Consider the following 24,474-nt stretch of genomic DNA (forward strand, 5'->3'; position numbering starts at 1 on the left):
TGGTACTGCAGGGGGGACCCTGTGGGAGAGTAGGACGCCGCCGAACAATTTTTAGCCTCAGTCCCCGGACACATTGTGTCCGGGGACTGAGGCATTTTTGCGTTCAAGACCCTTGCGGTAAGGTCTGAGACAGTCATTGGCATATTGCACACAGGAGGCCCCCGGGTGGAGGTCCAGGAGACCCGCGTTCAGACGGACCGGGTACTCACTATCCCCAACATCCTCAGCATGGCGCGCCTCGTCGGCGTACCGCTCTTCCTGTGGTTGATCCTCTGGCCTGTTTTCGGCGGGCCCAACTGTGACGGCTGGGCACTTCTCGTGCTCATGCTCAGCGGCATCAGCGACTATCTCGACGGGAAACTCGCGCGCCGGTGGAACCAGGTCAGCAGCCTCGGCCGGCTCTTGGATCCCGCCGCCGACCGGCTGTACATCCTGTCCACCCTCGTTGGCCTGACCTGGCGGGAAATCCTTCCGCTCTGGCTCACCGCGGCCCTGGTGGCACGGGAGCTGATGCTGCTGGTCATGGTGGGGATCCTCCGCCGGCACGGCTATCCGCCGCCCCAGGTGAACTTCCTCGGCAAGGCCGCCACCTTCAACTTGATGTACGCCTTCCCGCTGCTACTGCTCAGTGACGGATCCGGATGGCTTGCGTCACTCGGTGCCATTTTGGGATGGGCCTTCGCCGGATGGGGTACAACTCTCTATTGGTGGGCAGGGATCCTCTATGTGGTCCAGGTCCGCCGAATCGTCAAGGCGGATGCCGTGGCCGATTGACCTCGTCGATGCCGAGCCGTGCAGTGTCGCACGCCGAGCATGACGCCAGAGGGCCTCTTTGGGCGAGCGCAGTCGGCTAGACCGTCTCTCTCAAGGAGGACGCTTCCGACATGAAAGCCGTCGTGATGGCCGGGGGCGAAGGCACCCGGCTTCGCCCCATGACTTCAAGCATGCCCAAGCCACTGCTTCCGGTTGCCAACAGGCCGATCATGGAGCATGTGCTTCGCCTGCTGAAGCGCCATGGGCTCAATGAGACCGTGGTAACCGTTCAGTTTCTCGCCTCGCTCGTCAAGAACTACTTCGGCGACGGCGAAGAACTCGGGATGGAGCTCACCTATGCCAACGAGGAGAAACCCCTCGGCACCGCCGGCAGTGTGAAGAACGCCGAGGAAGCGCTCAAGGACGATGCCTTCCTCGTGATCTCCGGCGACGCGCTCACCGATTTCGACCTCACCGATCTGATCGCCTTCCACAAGGAGAAGGGCGCCCTCGTCACCGTCTGTCTGACGCGGGTGCCGAACCCCCTGGAATTCGGCATCACCATCGTCGACGAAGAGGGCAAGGTCGAGCGCTTCCTGGAGAAGCCGACCTGGGGCCAGGTGTTCTCAGACACGGTCAACACCGGGATCTACGTCATGGAGCCCGAGGTCTTCGACTATGTCGAGGCCGATGTCCCCGTCGACTGGTCGGGTGATGTCTTCCCGCAGCTGATGAAGGAAGGCAAGCCGATCTTCGGCTATGTCGCCGAGGGCTACTGGGAGGACGTGGGCACCCACGAAAGCTATGTGAAGGCCCAGGCCGATGTCCTGGAAGGCAAAGTCGACGTCGACATCGACGGCTTTGAGATCTCCCCCGGGGTATGGGTCGCCGAAGGCGCCGAGGTGCACCCCGACGCGGTGCTCCGAGGGCCGCTCTACATCGGCGACTACGCGAAGATCGAAGCCGATGCGGAGATCCGTGAGCACACGGTCGTCGGCTCCAATGTCGTGGTCAAGACCGGGGCCTTCCTCCACAAGGCCGTGATCCACGACAACGTGTACATCGGGGAGCAGTGCAATCTCCGAGGCTGTGTGATCGGCAAGAACACCGACATCATGCGGGCCGCCCGCATCGAGGACGGCGCGGTCATCGGTGACGAGTGCCTGGTCGGCGAGGAGTCGATCGTCCAGGGAAACGTCCGGGTCTATCCGTTCAAGACGATCGAGGCCGGCGCGTTCGTCAACACCTCGGTCATCTGGGAGGCGCGTGGACAGGCGCATCTCTTCGGCGCCCGGGGAGTCTCCGGGATCCTCAATGTGGAGATCACTCCCGAGCTGGCCGTACGGCTGGCCGGAGCGTACGCCACCACCCTGAAGAAGGGCGCGACGGTCACCACGGCGCGTGACCACTCCCGTGGCGCGAGAGCGCTCAAGCGGGCGGTGATCTCCGCTCTCCAGGCCAGCGCCATCGATGTGCGGGACCTGGAGAACGTGCCATTGCCCGTCGCGCGGCAGCAGACCGCGCGGGGCAGCGCCGGCGGCATCATGATCCGTACCTCGCCGGGGGTTCCCGACTCCGTCGACATCATGTTCTTCGACGAACGAGGGGCCGACCTCTCCCAGGCCGGGCAGCGGAAGCTGGACCGGGTGTACGCGCGGCAGGAGTACCGGCGCGCCTTCCCGGGGGAGATCGGTGATCTGCACTTCCCGGCCAGCGTCTTCGACTCGTACACCGGCTCACTGCTCCGCAATGTCGACACCACGGGAGTCGCCGAATCGGGTCTGAAGGTCGTCGTGGACGCCTCGAACGGCAGCGCGGGGCTTGTGCTGCCCAGTCTGCTGGGACGGCTCGGGGTGGATGCCCTGACCATTAACCCGGGGCTGGACGAGGCCAGGCCGACCGAGACGGCCGACACCCGCCGGGCCGGTCTGGTGCGGCTCGGTGAGATGGTGGCGTCCGCGCGGGCGGCCTTCGGGGTGCGTTTCGACCCGGTCGGCGAGCGGCTGTCCCTCGTGGACGAGCGAGGCAGGATCATCGAGGACGACCGGGCGCTTCTGGTCCTCCTCGACCTGGTCGCGGCGGAGCGCCGCAGCGGGCGGGTGGCCCTGCCGGTGACCACCACCCGTATCGCCGAGCAGGTGGCGGCGTACCACGGCACACAGGTGGAGTGGACGACGACATCGCCGGACGATCTGACCCGGGTGGGCCGTGAGGAGACCACCATCTTCGGCGGTGACGGGCGCGGCGGATTCATCGTGCCCGAGTTCAGCAGCGTCTTCGACGGTACGGCGGCGCTGGTGCGGCTGGTGGGTCTGGTGGCCCGCACTCAGCTCACCCTGAGCCAGATCGACGCCCGTATTCCGCGCGCGCATGTGCTCAAGCGCGATCTCGCGACCCCCTGGGCGGTCAAGGGCCTGGTCATGCGACGGGTGGTCGAGGAGGCCGATCAGCGGGAGGTCGACACCACCGATGGTGTGCGGGTGGTCGAGACCGACGGACGGTGGGTGATGGTGCTGCCGGATCCGTCCGAGGCCGTCACCCATTTGTGGGCCGAGGGGCCGGACGAGGCATCGGCTCAGGCGCTGCTCGACAGCTGGTCCGCGGTCGTGGACAGCGCAGGTCACTGACGTGTGACCGGTGTGCCGGAAGCTGTTGGGACCATGGCTTCCGGCACACCGGTGGGGCCATTCGGCGGTAGTGGCCGCGGCGTGCGACGATGTGCGGCATGTCCCAGCAGCACCCCGTTCGGAGCACTGGCTCTCCGCCCCCGCGTCCCGACGCGTCCATGTCGCTGCTGACGAATGTGATGGAGCACAGCCTCGACGAGGGCTATGCGGAGGCCACCGCACGCCGGCGGGCCGAGGGGGGCGGGCTGCCCCGCCCGCTGAGGGCCAAACTGGGCCTGGCCGCCGGGCTGGTGCTCGCGGCGCTGGTCGTCACCGTGGGGGCTGCCGAGGCGCGGATATCCGCACCGGTCCTGGCCAAGGAGCGCGAGGAGCTGATCGACCGCGTCGACGCGGAGACCGCGGACGCCGACGCCCTGGAGCGCGATGTCGAGAAGCTCCGTGACGAGGTGGGGGAGCGGCAGCGCAGAGCCCTCAACGCGCCGGGCGGCGACCGGGAACAGCTGGTCTCGCTGCTGGCCGGGGCGACCGAGGTGGTGGGCCCGGGGCTCAGGCTCGTGGTCGACGACGGCAAGGGCACCGAGCAGGCGGATGGCGGCGGGCCGCGCGAGAGCAGCGGCTTCAGCGATACCGGCCGGGTCCGGGACCGCGATATGCAACGGGTCGTCAACGGCCTGTGGGAGTCCGGCGCCGAGGCCGTCGCCATCAACGGGCAGCGGCTGACGGCCCTCTCGGCGATCCGGGCCGCCGGAGACGCCATACTGGTTGACAACAGGCCGCTGGTGCCGCCGTACACGGTGCTGGCGGTGGGGGACGGGAAGAAGCTGGACGCGGCGTTCCGGGACAGTGCCGACGGACGGTATCTCCAGGTGCTGAAGGAGAACTTCGGCATCCGTTTCAGCGTCTCAGCCAAGGAATCGGTGCGTCTGCCGGCTGCCCCCAGCCTGATCGTACGTACAGCAGAGCCGAGGACCGCCTCCGCCGGGAAGGGCGCCGGGCAGGGCACGGCAGATACAGGGAAGGGCACATCGTGATCGCGGTACTGGGCCTCGTCGTGGGAGTCGTGGCCGGGCTTCTGGTCCGGCCCGAAGTTCCGGCGGTGGTGGAGCCCTATCTGCCGATCGCTGTCGTCGCGGCGCTGGACGCCGTTTTCGGCGGGCTGCGGGCCATGCTGGACGGGATCTTCGTCGACAAGGTCTTCGTGGTCTCCTTCCTCTCCAATGTGGTGGTGGCGGCGCTGATCGTCTTCCTGGGTGACAAGCTCGGCGTCGGAGCCCAGCTCTCCACGGGTGTGGTCGTCGTCCTCGGTATCCGGATCTTCTCCAACGCCGCCGCGATCCGCCGGCACGTCTTCCGGGCGTGAGGCCGATGAGCACCGATCCTCAGAACACCGGGCCCCGGAGCGGCGACGACGCGCGGGACGGAGAACCGGAGCGCGCTGCCCCGGCCGCGGGCGAGAGCAGGCCGGAGTCGAACCCGGAGCCGAAGCCGGAGCCGAAGCCGGAAGCGGAGACGCGGCCGATGCCGGGCGGTCCCAGGGCACAGATGACGGGGCGGCAGCGGCTGATCGCGGGTCTGTGGCCGCCCCGGGTGACCCGCGCTCAACTGACTGTCGCGGCACTGCTGTTCGTCCTCGGTCTCGGGCTCGCCATCCAGGTCCGTTCGACCAGCGACAACAGTGCCTTCCGAGGGGCCCGGCAGGAGGACCTCGTCCGGATCCTGGGCGAGCTGGACAGCCGTACCGAGCGCCTGGAGCACGAGAAGCAGCGGCTTGAGGAGCAGCGCACCGAGCTGGAGAACAGCTCGGACCAGGCGGAGGAGGCGCGGCGGCAGACGGAGCAGAAGGAGCAGCAACTGGGCATCCTCGCCGGTTCTGTCGCGGCTCAGGGGCCCGGGATCACCCTCACCATCACCGACGGTTCGGGTGCGGTGGAGGCGGACATGCTGCTCGACGCGATCCAGGAGCTGCGCGCCGCGGGCGCGGAGGCGATCCAGGTCAATGATGTGCGGGTCGTCGCGGATACGTATTTCACCGGGACGGGTGGCGACATCGAGGTGGACGGGAACCGGATCGGCGCACCGTACATCTTCAAGGTCATCGGTAAACCGCAGGATCTGGAGCCGGCGCTGAACATCCCGGGCGGAGTCGTGCAGACACTGGAGAAGGAGCAGGCCACCGCCACGGTGGTTCGCTCGGAGAAGATCGTTGTGGATGCCTTGCGGCCGGTGAAGCGGCCTGGCTACGCTCGGTCGTCGGCTTCGTGAGGCGGCGGTGCGGGGGGTCCCGCGGGCCGGAGCGAGACGTTGCGGGGGGTCGGCACATCGAAGCTGTGCCGCGTGGTGGAAACTGTTTGACGGGTACGGACGTTGTGAGAATGTCCGGGTCGGCAGGTGTGATCATTGAGGGTTCGTCCTGCCCCACGGGCGGGTCTATTTCGGTCAAGGGGAATCGCCCGTGAAGTTGTTTGCGAAGTTGTTCGGCAAGAGCGCACGCGAGGACGGCGGAAACGCCAGGCATCGCGCGCGGCGTCAGGGCCAGGAGGAGGAGCAGGGCGGCGAGCGTCCGCTGTTCCGGGACGAGGTCGCCGGTCCGGGCGCGTCGTCTGTTGACCCTGCGGGTCCCGGCCGCATAGGTTTCGGGGAACCAGCAGCCTCAAGTACGGGTGGAGGGTTTGCCTCCGATCCGTATGCGACCAATCCCCATGGGGGACAGCCGCGGCAGGAGGATCCGTCGATGGCGGCCGTGACGGTGTGTACGAGGTGCGGCAACCGCAATCCGCAGTCCAGCAAGTTCTGCTCCAACTGCGGAGCGCCGCTGCGGGGCGGGGTGCCCGCCGAGCGGGCGTCCGAGACGACCTCCACCATCTCCATCTCGGGTCTGGAGGCGTACGACTCCGAGGTGACGGGGCAGACGCAGCTCCCGTCGCTCTCGCCCGAGGCGCAGGCCGCGGTGGAGGCCCTGCCGCTGGGTTCCGCGCTTCTGGTGGTCCGCCGGGGGCCCAATTCCGGGAGCCGCTTCCTGCTCGACGGAGAGCTGACCACGGCCGGCCGTCATCCGCAGAGCGACATCTTCCTGGACGACGTGACGGTGTCGCGTCGGCATGTGGAGTTCCGCCGGGGCCCTGACGGCAGCTTCAGCGTCGCCGACGTCGGCAGCCTGAACGGCACCTATGTCAATCGTGAGCGGATCGACTCGGTCTATCTGAACAACGGTGACGAGGTTCAGATCGGCAAGTACCGGCTGGTCTTCTACGCGAGCCAGCAGCGGGGCCTGTAACCCCGCGAGGGAAGGCACCATGCGAACACCGACGGGCGGTGCCGGTCACGGCACCGCCACCGCGGCGGAGAGGCTTTCCGCCGGCGAGAGGCTGATGAGCATCGGGACGGTGCTCGGCCAGCTGCGTGACGAGTTTCCCGAAGTCACGATTTCCAAGATTCGTTTCCTGGAGGCCGAGGGGCTGGTCGAGCCGCGGCGCACGCCGTCGGGGTACCGCAAGTTCACTCCCGCCGATGTCGAGCGGCTGGCCCAGGTGCTGCGGATGCAGCGGGACCACTATCTTCCGCTGAAAGTGATCCGTGAGCATCTGGACGCCCTCGCCCGGGGTGAGCAGATCCAGCTGCCCGCGCAGGGCGCCGCGAGGGAGCCTTCGGCCGAGGCGTGGGGCCCTGGGGCCTGGGAGACGCCCGGTGAGCGCCGTACGGCTGCCAGGATGGGCCGGGCGGAGCTGCTGGCCGCCGCCGGGGCGGGTGAGGAGCAGCTGGTCGAGTGGGAGTCGTACGGGCTGATCGGCCAGCATGTCGACGGCGGCTATGACGCCGAGTCCGTGACGGTGGCCAGGCTCGTTCTGGACTTGGGAAGATTTGGTCTTGAGCCGCGCCATCTGCGTCCGATGAAGGCCGCGGCCGAGCGGGACGCCGGGCTGGTCGAACAGGTGGTCGCACCCTTGCGCCGACACCGTAATCCGCAGACCAGGGCACATGCGGAGGCCACCGCGAAGGAGCTGGCGAGCCTCTCCGTGCGGCTTCACGCGGCCCTGGTGCAGACGGCCCTCGGAGTCCGAATCAGTTGATCATCAGTTGATCGACCACGTGCCCGACTACCCAAACGGGCCGGGCACGTCCTAGGGTTGCTGTGTGAACGAGCTCGACGTTGTGGGTGTCCGGGTGGAAATGCCCTCCAACCAACCGATCGTGCTCCTGCGTGAAGTGGGAGGCGATCGGTACCTCCCCATTTGGATCGGTCCCGGGGAGGCCACCGCCATCGCCTTCGCCCAGCAGGGCATGGCACCGGCCAGGCCGCTGACCCATGACCTCTTCAAGGATGTCCTGGAGGCGGTGGGGCAGGAACTCACCGAGGTCCGCATCACCGACCTGCGTGAAGGGGTCTTCTACGCGGAGCTGGTCTTCGCCAGCGGAGTCGAGGTGAGCGCGCGTCCGTCCGACGCCATAGCGCTCGCCCTGCGCACCGGCACGCCGATCTACGGCAGTGACGGGGTGCTCGACGACGCGGGAATCGCGATTCCGGACGAGCAGGAGGACGAGGTGGAGAAGTTCCGCGAGTTCCTCGACCAGATCTCACCGGAGGACTTCGGGACCAACAGTCAGTGACCGCCGCCGCTGTGCAGGTGGCCGCCGGTGGACCGGCGGTCACCGGAGAGGCTTCGGCGGGCCGTTTCGGCGCATTCGAGCACCCTTTCCCCGTTATGGGGCACGGGAAACCACTCTCAGGGTGATTATCACTCGGCGTGCCGAGTGTGGCGATCGTTGACGCGCCCCTGGTGACTGCCTACCGTCGAGTCGGCAGGTCAAGGACGGAGGTCGGCGTGAGAAACAGCGGCGACGGTGCGGTGGGGGGTGCCCTCGGACGAGGTCTGGGGGAGAGCGGGCCGTATCCGCTCCCCGAGAGCGGGGTCGATCAGCCGGCGGACACCGTCGGCTATCGAGGGCCGACCGCGTGCGCGGCGGCGGGGATCACCTACCGGCAGCTCGACTACTGGGCCCGTACCGGCCTGGTCGAGCCCAGCGTCCGGCCGCCTCACGGCGCGGGTGCCCAGCGGCTCTACAGCATGCGCGATGTGGTCGTACTCAAGATCGTCAAGCGTTTCCTGGACACCGGGGTGGCGCTCCAGAACATCCGGGCCGCCGTCCGGCACCTGAGGACCCGGGGTTACGCCGATCTGGAGCGGATGACGCTGATGAGCGACGGGGCCACGGTCTACGAGTGCTCCTCGCCCGACGAGGTGGTGCAGCTGCTCCAGGGCGGTCAGGGTGTCTTCGGGATCGCCGTCGGAGTCGTCTGGCGCGATGTGGAGGCGGCGCTGTCGCTGCTGCACGGTGAACGGGTCGACACCGGGGAGACGCTCCTCGCCCACAACCCCGCCGATGAGCTGGCCAGACGCCGGCAGAACCGGGCTGTCTGACCCGGGGGAGCCGATGGGCGGGCCGGGAGCCGTCCCGCTGGCGTCGGCCGGGGCGGTGCCGGGACGGCTTCCGGCGGCGGGCCGACGGGGACGCCGCCCGCGATGTCGATGTCGGTGGCGATGTCAGTGGCATGGGGCACCATCGGGAATGTGAGATCCGCGCCGACGATTCTGCATCTGGACATGGACGCGTTCTACGCCGCCGCGGAGCAGGCGGCGAAGCCCAGCCTGCGCGGAAAACCCGTGATCGTCGGCGGGCTCGGTCCGCGCGGTGTGGTCGCCACCGCCTCGTACGAGGCGAGACGCTTCGGGGTGCACTCGGCGATGCCCATGGCGCAGGCCAGGAGGCTCGCGCCGAACGCGGCGGCCCTGGTGCCCCGCTTCTCCTTCTACCGAGCGATCAGCGATCAGGTGATGGGTCTGCTGCGCTCGCTCTCGCCGCTGGTGGAGCCGCTGAGCCTGGACGAGGCCTTCGTGGATCTGGAGGCGGGGGGAGTGGCCGACGATCTGCCGTCGGCGCTGGCCGCCGGAGAGCGGCTGAGGGCCGACATACGCGCGGTCACGGGTCTGACCGGCTCGGTGGGGCTCGCCGGGTCCAAGATGCTGGCGAAGATCGCCTCCGAGCGGGCCAAGCCCGACGGACTGGTGGTGATCGAGCCGGGCACGGAGCGCGAGCTGCTGGGGCCGCTGTCGGTGCGGACGCTGCCCGGTGTCGGCCCTGCCACCGGGGAGCATCTGCGGCGGGCGGGCATGACCACCTGCGCCGAAGTCGCCGAGGCGGGCGAGGACGAGCTGGTGCGGCTGCTGGGCAGGGCGCACGGCACGGCGCTCCACCTGATGGCGCTGGGCTACGACGACCGGCCCGTGGTGGCCGAGCGGGACACCAAGTCGGTCTCGGTGGAGGACACCTTCGATGTGGATCTGCACGACCGGGTGCGGATCCGCGGCGAGGTGGAGCGGCTCGCCGGGCGGTGCGTCCGGCGGCTGCGGGAGTCCGGGCACTCGGGCCGGACGATCGTGCTGAAGGTGCGGCGGTACGACTTCTCGACGCTGACCCGCTCCGAGACGCTCCGGGGCCCCACCGACGACCCGGCGGTGGTCCGCGAGGCGGCGGCCAGGCTGCTGGAGTCCGTGGACACCACGGGCGGGGTCCGGCTGCTGGGCGTCGGGGTGTCCGGCCTCGCGGACTACACCCAGGAGGATCTCTTCGCCCAGGCCGCCGTCGGCGTCCAGACGACCGCCCCGCCGCCGGACGGATCCGTTCCGGTGGAGGCGGAGGTGCAGGTGGAGGTGCAGGCGGACGCGGACGTGGAGACTGCGGAGACTCCGGCGGAGACCGCGGGGGCTTCGCGGGCCCCGGCCGGGGGCGGGCCGGAGGAGCCCCCCGTACCCGCCGGGCGGCGCTGGTCCCCCGGGGACGATGTGCGCCACGCCCTGTACGGGCCCGGCTGGGTGCAGGGCAGCGGCGTCGGCCGGGTCACCGTGCGCTTCGAGCGCCCCGACTCGCCCCCCGGCCGGGTGCGCACCTTCCTGATCGACGATCCGGAGCTGACGCCCTCCGAGCCGCTCCCCCTGGTCGAACCGGCCGATCCCGCGCCGGAGCCGGCCGCCGGAGGGCAGCCCTCCGGGGGTCAGTCCTCCTCGCCCGCCACCCGGCCGAAGGAACGGTCCTCCGGGGGCGGCGCGGGGGACTCGGGGGACGCCGAGAGTTCGAGGCCGTAGTGCTGGTAGAGCTGGATCTCCTGCTCGGGGGAGAGATGGCGGCCGACGCCGAAGTCCGGCGCGTCCTTGATCAGGGAGCGCTCGTAGGGGACACGCAGGATGTCGTCGGCGAAGGTGCTCGGCTCCAGCGGGACGAAAGCGTCCCGGCTGAAGAGCCCGGTGCGCACTGCCGCCCATTCGGGTGTACCGGTCGCGTCGTCCAGATACACCTCGTCGATGGTGCCGATCTTGGCCCCGTCGCGGTCGAACGCCTTGCGGCCGATCAGGCTGCGCGGATCGATATCGGTCTGCACGGTCCCTCCATATGGTCGCAACTGGTCTTCAACCCATACGAAAGGGCACATCGAAGCTGTCGGCCACTTGAGCGATTGTTGAAAGGTCACGCTGGTAGGCTGGCAAGCGGCTGCTGACCCCGCGCGGGAGAGTCCACCGGCAGGACGACGGTGGCGCCGAAGGAGCAAATCCTCCCCGGAATCTCTCAGGCACCTGTACCGCGTGGACGAGGTCACTCTGGAAAGCAGAGCGGGCGTCGGACGGCATCCGCTCTCACCGACGGTGAAAGTCGGGGCGTCGCTGTCGGGCGCTCCGGTGAAGCTCTCAGGTTGAGATGACAGAGGGGGAGGCCCGTCCAGGGCACCCCGCGTGCGGTGGTGCCTCTCGCAGGTCGCGTCAGACCAGGAGGCCTCCTACATGACCGCCAACCGCATTCCGCTCACCAGCCTCGAACAGGGCATCCCGTTCGAGCAGCGCCACATCGGGCCCGACGCCGGAGCCCAGGCCAAGATGCTGGCCCAGGTGGGATACGGCTCACTGGACGAGCTGACCGCCGCCGCGGTCCCCGACGTCATCAAGACCGCCGGCGCGCTGGGGCTCCCCGAGGCGCGCACCGAGGCCGAGGTACTGGCCGAGCTGCGCACCCTCGCCGACCGCAACACGGTGCTCGCGCCGATGATCGGCCTCGGCTATCACGGCACCTTCACACCCCCGGTCATCCTGCGCAATGTCATGGAGAACCCGGCCTGGTACACGGCGTACACGCCCTACCAGCCGGAGATCTCCCAGGGCCGTCTGGAAGCCCTGCTGAACTTCCAGACCATGGTCGCCGAGCTGACCGGACTGCCCACCTCCGGCGCCTCCCTCCTCGACGAGGGCACCGCCGCCGCCGAGGCCATGTCGCTCGCCCGCCGCGTCGGCAAGGTCAAGAACGGCGTCTTCCTCGTCGACTCCGACGTACTGCCGCAGACCCTCGCGGTGATCGAGACCCGCGCCGAGCCGACCGGCGTCGAGGTCGTCACCGCCGACCTCTCCCAGGGCGTCCCCGCCGACATCGCCGAGCGCGGCGTCTTCGGCGTGCTGCTCCAGTACCCGGGCGCGTCCGGCGCCGTGCGCGACCTCAAGCCGGTCATCGAGCAGGCCCAGGGCCTCGGCGCCGTCGTCACCGTCGCCGCCGACCTGCTGGCGCTGACCCTGCTCACCTCGCCCGGCGAGCTGGGCGCGGACATCGCCGTGGGCACCACCCAGCGCTTCGGCGTCCCGATGGGCTTCGGCGGCCCGCACGCCGGCTTCATGGCCGTACGCGAGAAGTTCGCCCGCAGCCTCCCCGGCCGCCTCGTCGGAGTCTCCGTCGACGCCGACGGGAACAAGGCGTACCGGCTCGCGCTCCAGACCCGTGAGCAGCACATCCGCCGGGAGAAGGCGACCAGCAACATCTGCACCGCGCAGGTGCTGCTCGCCGTGATGGCGGGGATGTACGCGGTCTACCACGGCCCCGACGGGCTGCGCACCATCGCCCGGCGCACCCACCGCTACGCCACCCTGCTCGCCGCCGGCCTGGAGGCGGGCGGTGTGGAGGTCGTGCACGGCTCGTACTTCGACACCCTGACCGTGCGGGTGCCGGGCCGCGCGGCCGAGGTGGTCGCGGCCGCCCGTGAGGGCGGGGTCAATCTGCGCCTGGTCGACGACTCCCATGTCTCCGTCGCCTGTGACGAGACCACCCTGCGCACTCATCTCGCCGCGGTGTGGAGCGCCTTCGGCGTGAGCGGGGACATCGAGGCGCTGGACGGGACCACCGAGGACACCCTGCCGGCCGCCCTGCTGCGGACCGACGACTACCTCACCCACCCGGTCTTCCACCAGCACCGCTCCGAGACGGCGATGCTGCGCTATCTGCGCCGGCTCTCCGACCGCGACTACGCGCTGGACCGCGGCATGATCCCGCTCGGCTCCTGCACCATGAAGCTGAACGCGACCACCGAGATGGAGCCGGTCACCTGGCCCGAGTTCGGCCAGATCCACCCCTTCGCGCCGGTCGACCAGGCCGCCGGATACCTCACCCTCATCCGTGAGCTGGAGGAGCGCCTCGCCGAGGTCACCGGCTACGACAAGGTCTCCATCCAGCCCAACGCCGGCTCGCAGGGCGAACTCGCCGGACTGCTCGCCGTCCGCGCGTACCACCGCGCCAACGGCGACGAGCAGCGCACGGTCTGCCTGATCCCGTCCTCCGCGCACGGCACCAACGCCGCCAGCGCCGTGATGGCCGGGATGAAGGTGGTGGTCGTCAAGACCGCCGACGACGGCGAGGTGGACATCGCCGATCTGCGCGCCAAGATCGAGCAGCACCGCGCCGAACTCTCGGTGCTGATGATCACCTACCCGTCGACGCACGGCGTCTTCGAGGAGCACGTCGCCGACATCTGTGCCCAGGTCCACGAGGCCGGCGGTCAGGTGTACGTCGACGGGGCCAACCTCAACGCGCTGGTGGGTCTCGCCAAGCCGGGCGAGTTCGGCGGCGATGTCTCGCACCTGAATCTGCACAAGACCTTCTGCATCCCGCACGGCGGCGGCGGCCCCGGCGTCGGGCCGGTGGGCGTGCGCGCGCATCTCGCGCCGTATCTGCCGAACCACCCGCTCCAGCCGACGGCCGGCCCGGAGACGGGAGTGGGACCGATCTCCGCCGCGCCGTGGGGCTCGGCGGGCATTCTGCCGATCTCCTGGGCGTATGTGCGGCTCATGGGCGGCGAGGGACTCAAGCGGGCGACGCAGGTCGCCGTGCTGGCCGCCAACTACATCGCCAAGCGGCTGGAGCCGCACTACCCGGTGCTCTACACCGGACCGGCCGGGCTGGTCGCCCACGAGTGCATCGTGGATCTGCGTCCGCTGTCGAAGGCGACCGGGGTCAGCGTGGATGACATCGCCAAGCGGCTCATCGACTACGGCTTCCACGCTCCGACGATGTCCTTCCCGGTGGCGGGCACGCTGATGATCGAGCCCACCGAGAGCGAGAATCTGAGCGAGATCGACCGTTTCTGCGAGGCGATGATCGCGATTCGTCAGGAGATCGAGAGGGTCGCGTCGGGCGAGTGGCCCATCGAGGACAACCCGCTGGCCAACGCGCCGCACACGGCGGCGGCCCTGGGCGGTGAGTGGGAGCACTCCTACACCCGTGAGGAAGCGGTCTTCCCGGCCGGAGTGAGCCCCGCCGACAAGTACTGGCCGCCGGTCCGCCGTATCGACGGCGCGTTCGGCGACCGGAACCTGGTCTGCTCCTGCCCGCCGCTGGACGAGTACGACGGCTGACGGGCGAGGCGCTGAGGCGTACGGGGGCCGGTGCGGAGAGTGTTCTCCGGGCCGGCCCCCGGTCGTACGGAGGGACTCGGCGGAGACGGTCTAGGCGACCGTCATCGTGAGGCCGACCCGGTGCGGTGCGATGATCTGGCCGTCCGGCAGCAACTCGCCCGTATCCTCGAAGAGCAGCACTCCGTTGCACAGCAGGCTCCAGCCCTGCTCGGGGTGGTGCGCCACCAGGCGCGCCGCGTCCCGGTCGGCGGAGTCGGAGGTCGGGCAGGCTGGCTGGTGCTGGCACATGGGCGGGATCTTTCGCTGTGTCGTGGTGACTGTTCCGCGGCTCGATGAGGTGTTCATGGCCGCCCCCGTATCTGTAGGTCCGGTCCCCAGTGTTGCCCCACGGGCGTCATCCCGCAGGGATTTCGCGACAGCTCGTCTTACTGATGAATGACGTCTCATCCGCGTGGTCGGTTCACTGCGCTCCCCCTGTCCTTTCGGGGGGTTCGAGGGGGCCGGAACGGACTAGTCCAATGGCAGGGAAATGCGCCCCGCGACCGATGGGTCGCGGGGCGTGAACGGTGATTCTCTCTCTGGATCTCCGGGGTGCCGGGTCGGTCCGGCACCGGGTCAGGCGGGGGAGCCGAGAAGCGGCGCCGGGGTGAGCCGGAGGGTCATCACCGGCAGCAGGTCGGCCACCCGGTGCGGCCGGTCGGCCGCGATGCCGGGCGGTGCGGGGGCGAGCGGGATCAGTACGTCGGTGGGGAGCGGCACTCCTGACGCGGCGTCGGCCGTCGTGTCCCCGTGCAGCCACAGGGTCAGCATGTACAGCTCGGGGATGGAGAGCAGCCGCGGCTGGAACGGGGTCGTGAGCGACTCCGCGTGCCGCAGGGCCCGTTCGGTGGAGGCGAGATAGGGGCCTTCGAGGAAATGGGAGAAGGCCCAGCCGTCGGAGGTGAGCACGGTCTCCGCCGCGGCGACATGGCGGTCGCCGTCGCGGAGGAGGAAGCGCCAGCCGGCCAGCCGGGTGCAGGGGCGGGCCGAACTCGGGGCGATCTGGTCGAGGACATGGACGGGAAGCGGTGCTTCGGGGCTCACGGGTCCCTGGACGGACCTGAGGGCCGGGGTGCGTTCCTCGCTCACGACGCCGGGGGAACCGAGCGCGGTGAGCACGCTGCGCAGTGCGGGCACAGGGGCCGGAAGAGCGTGCAGCGGCATGGTGGGTCGCCTCTCACTTGGGAGACACGGTGAGGCAGAGGCAGATGCGGACGGCGCTGTCAGCGTGCCGGGCGAGAAGGGCCGGGAAGGCGACTGGGCGCCAACTCTCTGCCTGCTGGGGAAAGTTTATACGACACGTTTTCTCATGGTGTTTCCGCTAGCGATCGCCAGCATTAACCACAAGGCCGGTTCAGGTCTTTGAAAGGGGTGGGATCTGTCGCATTTCCCGGGGAAATTTCCATCTCGTCCAGGGGATTACCCCCGGAGGTGGTAGGCCGAAACCGGTCGGTGTTTTTCACCATACGACAGGCGATGGTATCTGCGTACTGCACTCTGCTGAGGTCCGATGCCGCGTCGCACCGGCCGAGGCGTCGTGCGCCACTGTCGACACCCTATCGGTCTCCGGCCGTCCCCGCTGCGTTATGGATCAGTCAGGCTGGGCATTATCGTCCGTACGTGAGCGACCGATGTCGCGCGATGCCCAGTCGAGGAGGACGCTTCGATGGGGGAAAAGGTCGTGGCGGGAGGGTTCGCACTCTCCGATCGCCAGCGGTACCGGAGAAAGCTCCAGCAGTGTCTGGCGGGGCTGGCGCGGTTGCTGGCCGAGAGAAGGTTCGACCGGCCCAGGAATCTGATGGGCCTCGAAATCGAACTTAATCTCACAGGTTCGGACGGACTTCCACGCATGATGAATGCTCAAGTTCTGGAGAGAATCGCCAGTCACGATTTCCAGACCGAGCTGGGAATGTTCAACCTGGAAGTGAACATTGTCCCCCACCGGCTCGGCGGACGCGTTCTCGACCAGCTGGCGGAGGAGTTGCGGGCCGGCCTCGGATACGCGGACCGGAAGGCGCGGGAGGTGGGCGCCGGGATCGTGATGATCGGTATTCTTCCGACGCTCGCACAGGAGGATCTGGTCTCCGCGAACCTCTCCGACGTCGACCGCTACACGATGCTCAATGAACAGATCCTGGCCGCCCGCGGCGAGGAGTTCACCCTGGACATCGACGGCGCGGAGCGGCTGACCTGCACTTCCGCCTCGATCGCCCCCGAAGCGGCCTGTACGTCGGTGCAGCTGCATCTCCAGGTGACGCCCGCGCGGTTCGCCGATGTGTGGAACGCCTCGCAGGCGGTCGCGGCGGTCCAGGTCGCCGTCGGGGCCAACTCCCCCTTCCTGTTCGGCAAGGAGCTGTGGCCCGAGTCCCGCCCCCCGCTCTTCCAGCAGGCCACCGACACCAGGCCGCCCGAACTCCAGGCCCAGGGGGTCCGGCCGCGCACCTGGTTCGGCGAGCGCTGGGTGGACTCCGCGTACGACCTCTTCGAGGAGAATCTGCGCTACTTCCCGGCCCTGCTGCCGATCTGCGACGACGCGGAGGACCCCCTCCGGATCCTCGACGGCGGCGGCGTCCCGGCTCTGCGCGAGCTGATCCTGCACAACGGGACGGTCTACCGCTGGAACCGGCCGGTCTACTCGGTCGTGGACGGAGTGCCGCATCTGCGGGTGGAGAACCGGGTGCTGCCGGCCGGTCCCACGGTCACCGACGTGATCGCCAACGCGGCCTTCTTCTACGGGCTGGTGCGCGCGCTCGCCGACGAGTCCCGGCCGGTGTGGACCCGGCTGCCCTTCTCCGCCGCGGCCGAGAACTTCGACACCGCGTGCCGCCACGGCATCGGGGCCCGGCTGCTCTGGCCGCGCCCCGGCCGGGCTGGCGGGGTCGCCCGGGTGCCGGTGGTCGATCTCGTACGTGAGGAGCTGCTGCCGCTGGCCGCCGCCGGGCTCGACGCGTGGAACGTGGAACCCGCCGACCGCGACCGCTACCTCGGAGTGATCGGGGAGCGGTGCGAACGCCGGGCCAACGGGGCCACCTGGCAGTCCGCGACGTACCACCGCGCCCTCGCCGCCGGCCTGGAGCGGGACGCGGCGCTCGCGGCGATGACCAGGCGCTACCGCGAGCTGATGCACCTGGGCGAGCCGGTGCACACCTGGCCGGTGGGTTTCCCGGGGCCGCGGTAGTGAGGCCCGCCGGCGGGCCGCGCCCGCGGCTCCGGTCCCCGCCCCGACCGCACGGCCCCTGACGCGCCGTCGGACCTGCCTCCGCCCGGCCGCCCGGCGTCGGGCAAGCTGTCACCACGCCGTCCTCGCCCTCCCCTTCGTATCCGGCGGGCCGGGCGAGGACGGCGTCCGGCGGGACCGATCGACTGGAGGCATGTGTGCAGACGGCAGCGGGACGAGTGACGGACTCCTTCTCCCCCGAGGAGCTGTCGCCGAAGACTCTGCGGTCCGAGACGCTTCTGGTGCTCGCCCTCTCGCTGGGCGCGAGCGGGGTGTCCGCCCTGATCAGTTTTGTTGGATCGCTGACCAAACCGGGTGGGCTGAAGGAACAGGCGGCGACGCTCAACGGCTCGTACGCGCCCGGCCGTCCCTGGCTCGATCTCTCCTGGCAGCTCTTCGGCATCGCCTCGGCGCTGGTGCCGGTCCTGCTGGTCGCGCATCTGCTGACGCGTGAGGGCGCGGGCGGGCTGCGGGCGATGGGCTTCGACCGCGGCCGGCCGTGGTCCGACCTGGGCCGGGGCACACTGCTCGCGGCGGGCATCGGCAGCGCCGGGCTCGCCTTCTATCTGGCGGCCCGGGCCTCCGGCTTCAATCTCACGGTGGTGCCCGAGTCGCTGCCCGACGTGTGGTGGAAGTTCCCCGTACTGATCCTGTCGGCGATCCAGAACTCCGTGGTGGAGGAGGTGATCGTCGTCGGATATCTGCTGCGCAGGCTGGACCGGCTCGGCTGGACCCCGATGGCGGCGCTGGCCGCGAGTTCGCTGCTGCGCGGCTCGTACCACCTGTACCAGGGCATCGGCGGATTCATCGGCAACATGGTCATGGGCGTGGTCTTCGTGCTGCTCTACCGCCGCTGGGGGCGGATCGGGCCGCTGGTGGTGGCGCACGCGCTGCTCGACATCGTGGCGTTCGTCGGATACGCGCTGCTGGCGGGCAAGGTGGGGTGGCTGCCCACACCGTGACCCGCGCCCGGCGGCCCGCTCAGCTCCGCGAAGGGCGATTCGGCCGGGTCGCTGCCGTCTCCCTCCGCGTCCGGGCCCGGTCGAGCGACCACGCGCCCAGACCCACCAGCAGGGCCGCCCCGGCCCCGTACACCGGCAGCCACAGGGTCGTGGTGGCCGACAGGCAGTCGGCGACGGCCTCCCGGCTGTGGGTCTCGCGCGCCCTGGCCAGGGCGGCACTGTCGCGGCCGGCCAGGTTCGCCAGCGCGGCCTCCGTCCTGATCGCCTCGTACGCGCCCAGCTCGGGACACTCCTGGCGAGTGCCCGGCATCGGGAACAGCCAGGCCCAGCGCTGCATCGCGGGGGCCAGCGCGATCGCCGCGCACAGGCCGACGACCAGCGCGTACGCGACGAGGTTCCGCGCATACGCGGATCCGGTGCCGGTGCCGGTGCCGGTGTCGGGCGTCCGGGTCGGCAGCCGGTAGAAGCAGAGGACCAGGACGAGAAGCGTCCCCCCGATGTAGGTCGAGAACCACTGCCAGGAGCCCTGCGCGAACGCGGCCGCCAGTACGGCGGCGAGCGCGATGCCGATGATCCCCGGCTGGCCGGGCGTCCCACTTCGCGCCCCCCGGGACGCCGGCCGCCCGGCCTCCCGCGCGCCGGTGTCGTCCATGGCCGCTCCTGCGTGGTCGGGACCTACAGCATCCGAACCCGTCGCGCTCCGGCGCGGTGCCATGCCGGGCCGGGGCGAAAACTCCGCCGGTTGGCGGGGGCATCGCGCTTGACCTGTCTCAGTGAAGGTTGCACAGGTCTCAACGAAGGTGCTCGGATCCAACTTCGTCTCAGCGAATGTGCCGTATCGACCGTTCGGCTCAGTGAATCTGCTCTGGCGAGTGGTTCCGGGTGACGCAGTCTCAGGTCCGCATCAGCGCCTTGACCTGCGGATCCTTGTTGGGCTGACGGTGGTGACGCACTTTCCCCCGATCTCTCTGCAGGCTCAGACGGGGCCTGACAGCGAGGTGCGTCGCACCCGCTGTCGATTTGTCATGCCGATTGAGGACCTGGAGGCAGGCGCCAGGGGTGCCGGATCCGATCATTAGGCTCTTGTTCATGACCAGCGCCCCCGGATTCACCTGCTCGTGCTGCGGCCAGTCACACGCAGAACTGCCGATGAACTACTCGGCCACGGCTCCCTACTACTGGGACCCCAGCTTCGCCGACACCGACGACAGCCTGCTCTCCTCCGACCAGTGCGTGATCAAGGCTGAGCACTATTTCGTCAAGGGGCTGGTCGAGATACCAGTCATAGGCAGTGACGACGTGTTCTCATGGGCCGTCTGGGTGTCCCTGAGCAGGGAGAACTTCTCCCGCGCGGCAGACGTGTGGGAGACACCCGGACGCGAGGCCGAGAGTCCGTACTTCGGGTGGTTGTCCACCGAACTCTCGCCGTACTCGCCGAGCACCATCAACCTGAAGACTCACGTCCACATACGTCCTGTCGGTCAGCGCCCCTTCATCGAGCTGGAGCCCACCGACCATCCCTTCGCCGTCGAACAACGCAACGGCATCACCCTGGATCGCGTTCGTGAAATCGCCGAGGCTGTTCTCCACCCCACCAGCGATGACACCTGATCCGAGCCGGTCCGTGCATCGCCTGATGAAACAGCTTCGCTCGGACCAACTACCGTCGGCAGTGGCCCAGTGCCGCCGTCGCGAACTTGCTGATGGTGGCAACTGAGCACTGGGCCTCATCTTCGTCTTCAGGCCCTGGGCAGTCGGCGGGGGCAGCGGTTCAGACGGAGAGACGGCTGGGCACGGCGTCCGCACGCCCGTAGTTGAGCACCTGGGCAAGGACTTCGCGGAACTGGACGACGTCTTCGTCCGGCGCTTCGATGACGGCCTCGATCTCGCTGTCATCCAATCGCAGGTCTTCCAGAGAGCCAGGGTTCAGTGAGACATGGAGGACGTTGCCCGTCAGAACGGCTTCACGCACACAGCCGTATGCGGTCCCCTGACCAGCTGTGACCAGGCAATGCGTGTCCATCCCCAGAGCTATCTCCTGGTCGTCGGGATCGTCCTCTCCCGCCATGAACATCAGGATGAAGCCGCTGCCATCGTCTCGCTCAGCAAGCGCTGCTTCGGTGAAGTAGCCGTCGGGATCAATCTCGGTTCTGGCGGCGCGGGCGGTGAATCGGTACGTCATGACGGCGTTCTATCAGTGGTCCCTCCGAGCTTCCAGACAGGGGCAAGCCTGACCAGGGAATGGGCGGAAAGTGCGTCACCACCGTCACCCCAACAAGGATCCGCAGGTCAAGGAGCTGGCGCGGGCCCGAGACTGCGTCACCCAGGATCGCTCGACAGAGCAGATCCACTGAGACGAATAGCCGGCACGGCGGGCACGGCGTATTCGCTGAGACAGGTCAGCATCGCTGACCTGTGCCAGTAATCGTCGATCGATTGCCACTGAAGGATGATCAATGCTAGTTGGTGCCACCGCAGATTGATCATTCGGCGTACAGGTGGGCGGGGGATGTGGTGGGGGCACCTGTCGGCGTGTTCGAGGAGGCTGCCCTCGCGGCCTTTGACCTGGCCTTTTCCGTCGACGGCACGCTCGTACGTCGATCGCTTGGGTCTAGCTGGGATACGCCGTTCGAAGCTGTGGACCCGGTGCGGGAGTTCAGCTGGCACAAGGGCGGTCAGGGGTTCGCCGGCTGGTACTACGCGGCGACGCTGCGGGATCACGTGGGCTATGAGTCGTGGCTGGAGCGGGACCGGCTGATCTTGCTGGACCGTGATCCGCAGGTGGTCGCGATCGCCTCGCAGCCGTTCTGGCTGCACTGGCACGACGGCACCCGCAAGCGTCGGCACGCACCTGACTACTTCGTCCGGCTGGCCGATGGCCGCGCCCGCGTCGTTGACGTCCGTGCTGCGGACGAGATGGATGAGGCGACGCGGGAGGCATTCGAGGCGACCGAGCATGCCTGCCGGGCCGTGGGCTGGAAGTTCGAGTGGGTTGCGCGACCCGAGCCGGTGTTCATGGCGAACATCCGCTGGCTGTACCGATACCGGCGGGCCCGCTGCGGCCGACCGGTGGCGGTGGCGGATCGGCTCCGGGAGGTCTTTCGCGAACCGATGGGGCTATGGGAGGGCGCCGGGCTGTCGGAGACCGGTTGGAGGTCCTGCACGGGCTCCCACCAGGCGTCGAACCTGGCACGGCACCGCGGCCGGGCTACGGACCGGGCACGTCGGTGACCTCGCGCCAGAAGGTCAAGGCGGCCGAACTCGCCGTCCTCGGCTACGAGACCAAATCCGGAGCGGTCGGCCTGCGGCGACGCCGTTACCAGGAGGAAGGCCTGGTCGGACTGGCTCGGCTGGTCGATCACCGCTCCGTCCGCAAGCGCAAGGAGTTCGGTGACGTGCCCGACGCCGTCGTCGAGGCGATGCGGCAGGCGATCAAGGAGGGCGTCGAGACCTCGACACGCAACGGGGCCTACCTGATCTGGAGGACCGGGGAGATTATCCGGGAGAACGGCGGGAACCTGGCCGAGCTGCCCTCGCGACGGACTCTCTACCGACTGGTGGCGAAGCTGACGGTAGGCACGCACGCGACCGGGTCGGCCGTCACGCGCAGGTCGAAGGCACATGGGGCTACTGCCCCGTTCGGTGAGTTGACGGTGTCAGCTCCGGGCGAGGTCATGCAGATCGACTCTACTCCGCTGGACGTCATGGTCCGCCTCGACGACGGAATGGTCGGCAAGGCCGAATTCACCGGCATGATCGACGTCGCCACCAGGACACTGGCCGCGGCGGTGCTCAGGCCCACGACGAAGTCCGTCGACGCCAGCGTGCTGCTGGCCCGCACGGTCACCCCGGAGCTGATGAGACCGGGCTGGGTCGACGCGCTGAAGATGTCCCGCTCGGTGCTGCCGCATGCCCGGATGCTGACCCTCGACGAGCGTCTGGAGCACGCGGCCGCCAAGCCGGTGATCGTCCCGGAGATGATCGTCTGCGATCACGGCAAGGTGTTCGTCTCGCACAACTTCCGGGCCTCCTGCCGATTCCTGGAGATCGACTTCCAGCCCACGCACAAGGGCTCGCCCTTCGAGAAGGGGCACATTGAGAAGATGCTGGGCTCCGTCGCCTCGATCGGTGAAAAGGAAGCGGAAGGCCGCTTCGGACAGAAAGGACCGCCGCGTCGCGGCCCGGACCAAGGCCACCGCCCCGGCGGCCCCCGCGACACCACTCCCGCAGAAGCCGCAGCACGAACCCTCCCCGGAAGAGCCGGCGGAGGACGAGGAGAAGCTGGCCGAGGTGATCCCACTGGGACTCTTCGACCCGCTTGAGGGCCCCTGGAAGCGCATGTGACCACCACGCTGACCGACGACCCGGACGACGACTTCGGACGGCAGCTGACCACCCTGCCCGGCTGGCGCCAGTTCGTCGCCTCGGCGGTCGCCGAAGCCATGGTCATGCTGACGCAGGACGAGTACGACGCCCTGAATAAGCAGCACAAGTACACCTACGACGATGACCGTCTCGACCACCACGCCCGCCTGCAAGTGGTCGCCACCTCCACGGTCCGGCACACCGTCACTTGCGGCCGCCGCCTGGTCATCCTCAACCGCGGTGCGATCAGCGCCCGCCGCGGGCTGATCATCACCGGGCCGGCCAACACGGGCAAGACGATCGCGCTGACCCAACTCGGCCTCGCCCATGCACTCCAGGACCAGCGGCGGCATCCTGGCCAGGGCGACCGCATACCGGTCATCTACATCACCGTCCCGCCTGCCGCGACACCCCGCATGATCGCCGACGAGTTTGCCCGCTTCCTCGGCCTTCCGGTCCTGCGAAGCTCGAACATCACCGACCTCACCGGGAGGCTGTGGTCGGCGTCTGCACCCAGGCCCGCACCGGACTGGTGCTGGTCGATGAAATTCACAACATCTCACTGCATACCCGCACCGGCGCCGAAGCCTCCGACACACTCAAGTACTTCTCCGAGCGCATCCCGGCGACCTTCGCCTACACGGGCATCGACATCGAGGACAGCAGCCTGCTGACCGGCACCCGCGGCGACCAGATCGCGGCCCGCTTCACGTCGGTCGCCACCCACGCGTCCCCCTGCAACGCGGAGTGGAAAGCCCTGGTTGCCCAGATGGAGGCAAACCTCCTCCTCTACCAGCACAAACCTGGCACTCTCACCCGCTTGGACCGGTTCCTCCACACCCGCACGGGCGGCATGATCGGCACGCTTTCCCACCAGATCCGCGGAGCCGCCATCGATGCGATCCTCACCGGCACCGAGAAGATCACGAAGGCGGGCCTGCTGGCTGTCGACCTGGATATCGCCTCCCGCCGGAAGCGACCCGGCAGCTCTTCGGCACCGCGCGAAGATCAGTGAGCCTCACCTTCCAGGGAGAGACGCCGATCGCCCGACTTCCCTTTCAGGTTCGCCCAAGAGCCGGGGAAGGGGTGCGGTCCCTCGTCAGGCAGTTGGCCCATGCCAACCATCTCCCGCCCGCCTACTTGCGAATTCCTCAGCGAGCCACCACTTCACCGCGGGGCTCCGAGCTTGTCCCGGGTCGCGGCTGTTACGGGCCGTGACCCCAATGAGCTATGGCGCACGCTCGCCACAGTGCTATGCGTGGAGTGTGGCACTCCGTTCCATGTGGATGCGGTTCGAGGTGCCCCACGGCGATTTTGCTCCAAAGCCTGCAAAGCGAGGGCCCGCCGCAGACGCATTCCGCGTCGTCCTCCACCAGAGCCAGTGCCTTGCCGCGTCTGCGGAGGCTGATGGAACTTCGGTTCGGACAACGCCGCACCACCTGCTCGGCAGTCTGCCGACAGACCTCCTTCCGGCTCCGTCAACGCAAGGCGTCTCAGCCTCAATAGATTGCCTCGGGACTGGTGAGCTCACATGTCGAGGTGTCGCGTATTCAAGTCAGTCCCGGCCCGTCGGTCACCCTGAGTGATGGACTCATTTCTGTGGCACAACGCCACTGGACCGATGTTCCCCGAGGCCGGTAGTAGGTCAGCTCCCGTTGGCGGTCGCTCTGGAGTTCGCCGGCGGTGGCGAGGGAGGGCAAGGCCGAGGCCGCAGCCAGCTGAACATAGAGGTTGAGGAAAGAGCGTGCGCTAAGGCCGGATCCCGGCTGGTGGGAGGCTGACGGTCTGTCGGTGCC

The 24,474-nt window shown here is 68.8% G+C and carries 21 protein-coding genes, 1 pseudogene and 1 riboswitch; of the genes and pseudogenes, 17 read left to right on the top strand and 5 right to left on the bottom strand.

Going from position 1 to position 24,474, the window contains the following annotated elements:
- The first annotated feature begins 165 nt into the window (after positions 1–165).
- The 10 genes from clsA to IE247_RS27855 all read left to right on the top strand — a co-directional run bounded on the left by clsA (position 166) and on the right by IE247_RS27855 (position 10,519).
- On the top strand, positions 166–774 hold the full coding sequence (clsA, locus tag IE247_RS27810) for a cardiolipin synthase ClsA (RefSeq protein ID WP_190126069.1): 609 nt from the start codon (positions 166–168) through the stop codon (positions 772–774).
- A gap of 110 nt (positions 775–884) precedes the next feature.
- Positions 885–3,380, top strand: a complete 2,496-nt coding sequence (locus IE247_RS27815) for a mannose-1-phosphate guanyltransferase (protein WP_190126070.1) — start codon at positions 885–887, stop codon at positions 3,378–3,380.
- A 98-nt stretch (positions 3,381–3,478) separates the two neighbouring features.
- On the top strand, positions 3,479–4,411 hold the full coding sequence (locus IE247_RS27820; protein WP_190126071.1) for a DUF881 domain-containing protein: 933 nt from the start codon (positions 3,479–3,481) through the stop codon (positions 4,409–4,411).
- Complete coding sequence (locus tag IE247_RS27825) at positions 4,408–4,740, top strand: small basic family protein (RefSeq protein ID WP_006376801.1); 333 nt, start codon at positions 4,408–4,410, stop codon at positions 4,738–4,740. Before IE247_RS27820 ends, IE247_RS27825 begins: the two co-directional genes overlap by 4 nt.
- 5 nt (positions 4,741–4,745) lie before the next feature.
- Positions 4,746–5,642, top strand: a complete 897-nt coding sequence (locus tag IE247_RS27830; RefSeq protein ID WP_190126072.1) for a DUF881 domain-containing protein — start codon at positions 4,746–4,748, stop codon at positions 5,640–5,642.
- Positions 5,643–5,790: 148 nt separating this feature from the next.
- Positions 5,791–6,654: a double zinc ribbon and FHA domain-containing protein gene (locus IE247_RS27835; RefSeq protein WP_229869404.1), complete on the top strand. Its 864-nt coding sequence runs from the start codon at positions 5,791–5,793 to the stop codon at positions 6,652–6,654.
- A 19-nt stretch (positions 6,655–6,673) separates the two neighbouring features.
- Positions 6,674–7,447 (top strand): transcriptional regulator FtsR, encoded by a 774-nt coding sequence (gene ftsR, locus IE247_RS27840; RefSeq protein ID WP_190126074.1) that lies wholly within the window; start codon positions 6,674–6,676, stop codon positions 7,445–7,447.
- Between the two features lie 64 nt (positions 7,448–7,511).
- Positions 7,512–7,985, top strand: coding sequence for a bifunctional nuclease family protein (locus IE247_RS27845; RefSeq protein WP_006123076.1), 474 nt, complete (start codon positions 7,512–7,514; stop codon positions 7,983–7,985).
- Between the two features lie 215 nt (positions 7,986–8,200).
- Entirely contained in the window at positions 8,201–8,797 is a 597-nt protein-coding gene (locus IE247_RS27850; protein ID WP_190126075.1) for a MerR family transcriptional regulator, read from the top strand.
- Between the two features lie 150 nt (positions 8,798–8,947).
- Positions 8,948–10,519 carry a DNA polymerase IV gene (locus IE247_RS27855; RefSeq protein ID WP_190126076.1) on the top strand — a complete coding sequence of 524 codons (1,572 nt, stop codon included), beginning with the start codon at positions 8,948–8,950 and terminating at the stop codon, positions 10,517–10,519.
- Here the strand turns inward: IE247_RS27855 and IE247_RS27860 are convergent.
- Entirely contained in the window at positions 10,429–10,812 is a 384-nt protein-coding gene (locus IE247_RS27860; protein WP_190126077.1) for a PRC-barrel domain-containing protein, read from the bottom strand. The two genes, IE247_RS27855 and IE247_RS27860, sit on opposite strands and share 91 nt — an antisense overlap.
- Positions 10,813–10,926: 114 nt before the next feature.
- A riboswitch (glycine riboswitch) is annotated at positions 10,927–11,023 on the top strand.
- 186 nt (positions 11,024–11,209) lie between these two features.
- On the opposite strand from IE247_RS27860, the gene gcvP reads away from it, so the two are divergent.
- Positions 11,210–14,095, top strand: a complete 2,886-nt coding sequence (gcvP, locus tag IE247_RS27865; protein WP_190126078.1) for an aminomethyl-transferring glycine dehydrogenase — start codon at positions 11,210–11,212, stop codon at positions 14,093–14,095.
- A gap of 90 nt (positions 14,096–14,185) precedes the next feature.
- Here gcvP and IE247_RS27870 read toward each other — a convergent pair whose 3' ends face one another.
- Positions 14,186–14,383, bottom strand: coding sequence for a DUF5999 family protein (locus IE247_RS27870; RefSeq protein WP_308433265.1), 198 nt, complete (start codon positions 14,381–14,383; stop codon positions 14,186–14,188).
- Between the two features lie 327 nt (positions 14,384–14,710).
- Positions 14,711–15,298, bottom strand: coding sequence for a hypothetical protein (locus IE247_RS27875; RefSeq protein ID WP_190126080.1), 588 nt, complete (start codon positions 15,296–15,298; stop codon positions 14,711–14,713).
- Between the two features lie 502 nt (positions 15,299–15,800).
- On the opposite strand from IE247_RS27875, the gene IE247_RS27880 reads away from it, so the two are divergent.
- A complete protein-coding gene (locus tag IE247_RS27880) occupies positions 15,801–17,312 on the top strand; it encodes a glutamate-cysteine ligase family protein (RefSeq protein ID WP_190126081.1) in 1,512 nt (503 codons plus the stop codon).
- A gap of 197 nt (positions 17,313–17,509) precedes the next feature.
- Complete coding sequence (locus IE247_RS27885) at positions 17,510–18,313, top strand: CPBP family intramembrane glutamic endopeptidase (protein ID WP_373305619.1); 804 nt, start codon at positions 17,510–17,512, stop codon at positions 18,311–18,313.
- A 19-nt stretch (positions 18,314–18,332) separates the two neighbouring features.
- Here IE247_RS27885 and IE247_RS27890 read toward each other — a convergent pair whose 3' ends face one another.
- A complete protein-coding gene (locus tag IE247_RS27890) occupies positions 18,333–18,965 on the bottom strand; it encodes a hypothetical protein (protein ID WP_229869389.1) in 633 nt (210 codons plus the stop codon).
- 437 nt (positions 18,966–19,402) lie between these two features.
- On the opposite strand from IE247_RS27890, the gene IE247_RS27895 reads away from it, so the two are divergent.
- Entirely contained in the window at positions 19,403–19,924 is a 522-nt protein-coding gene (locus tag IE247_RS27895) for a DUF2199 domain-containing protein (protein WP_190126082.1), read from the top strand.
- Positions 19,925–20,084: 160 nt separating this feature from the next.
- Here the strand turns inward: IE247_RS27895 and IE247_RS27900 are convergent, their stop codons facing one another.
- Complete coding sequence (locus IE247_RS27900) at positions 20,085–20,495, bottom strand: Imm10 family immunity protein (RefSeq protein WP_190126083.1); 411 nt, start codon at positions 20,493–20,495, stop codon at positions 20,085–20,087.
- Between the two features lie 350 nt (positions 20,496–20,845).
- Here IE247_RS27900 and IE247_RS27905 point away from each other — a divergent pair, with 350 nt between their 5' ends.
- The 3 genes and pseudogenes from IE247_RS27905 (at position 20,846) to IE247_RS27915 (ending at position 23,693) form a co-directional block, all read left to right on the top strand.
- Entirely contained in the window at positions 20,846–21,544 is a 699-nt protein-coding gene (locus IE247_RS27905) for a TnsA-like heteromeric transposase endonuclease subunit (protein ID WP_190126084.1), read from the top strand.
- On the top strand, positions 21,541–22,635 hold the full coding sequence (locus IE247_RS27910; protein ID WP_229869406.1) for an integrase catalytic domain-containing protein: 1,095 nt from the start codon (positions 21,541–21,543) through the stop codon (positions 22,633–22,635). Before IE247_RS27905 ends, IE247_RS27910 begins: the two co-directional genes overlap by 4 nt.
- Positions 22,636–22,653: 18 nt before the next feature.
- Positions 22,654–23,693 (top strand): annotated as a pseudogene (locus IE247_RS27915) (TniB family NTP-binding protein).
- The last annotated feature ends 781 nt before the right edge of the window (positions 23,694–24,474 follow it).

The sequence above is a fragment of the Streptomyces inusitatus genome (genome assembly GCF_014651115.1).
Taxonomy (GTDB): Bacteria; Actinomycetota; Actinomycetes; order Streptomycetales; family Streptomycetaceae; genus Streptomyces; species Streptomyces amakusaensis.

Excerpts from the sequence above, each read along its gene's own strand:
- IE247_RS27815 (WP_190126070.1), top strand. The coding sequence starts at position 885 with ATGAAAGCCGTCGTGATGGCCGGGGGCGAAGGCACCCGGCTTCGCCCC.
- IE247_RS27820 (WP_190126071.1), top strand. The coding sequence starts at position 3,479 with ATGTCCCAGCAGCACCCCGTTCGGAGCACTGGCTCTCCGCCCCCGCGT.
- IE247_RS27830 (WP_190126072.1), top strand. The coding sequence starts at position 4,746 with ATGAGCACCGATCCTCAGAACACCGGGCCCCGGAGCGGCGACGACGCG.
- ftsR (WP_190126074.1), top strand. The coding sequence starts at position 6,674 with ATGCGAACACCGACGGGCGGTGCCGGTCACGGCACCGCCACCGCGGCG.
- gcvP (WP_190126078.1), top strand. The coding sequence starts at position 11,210 with ATGACCGCCAACCGCATTCCGCTCACCAGCCTCGAACAGGGCATCCCG.
- IE247_RS27870 (WP_308433265.1), bottom strand. The coding sequence starts at position 14,383 with ATGTGCCAGCACCAGCCAGCCTGCCCGACCTCCGACTCCGCCGACCGG.
- IE247_RS27875 (WP_190126080.1), bottom strand. The coding sequence starts at position 15,298 with ATGCCGCTGCACGCTCTTCCGGCCCCTGTGCCCGCACTGCGCAGCGTG.
- IE247_RS27880 (WP_190126081.1), top strand. The coding sequence starts at position 15,801 with ATGGGGGAAAAGGTCGTGGCGGGAGGGTTCGCACTCTCCGATCGCCAG.
- IE247_RS27890 (WP_229869389.1), bottom strand. The coding sequence starts at position 18,965 with ATGGACGACACCGGCGCGCGGGAGGCCGGGCGGCCGGCGTCCCGGGGG.
- IE247_RS27895 (WP_190126082.1), top strand. The coding sequence starts at position 19,403 with ATGACCAGCGCCCCCGGATTCACCTGCTCGTGCTGCGGCCAGTCACAC.
- IE247_RS27900 (WP_190126083.1), bottom strand. The coding sequence starts at position 20,495 with ATGACGTACCGATTCACCGCCCGCGCCGCCAGAACCGAGATTGATCCC.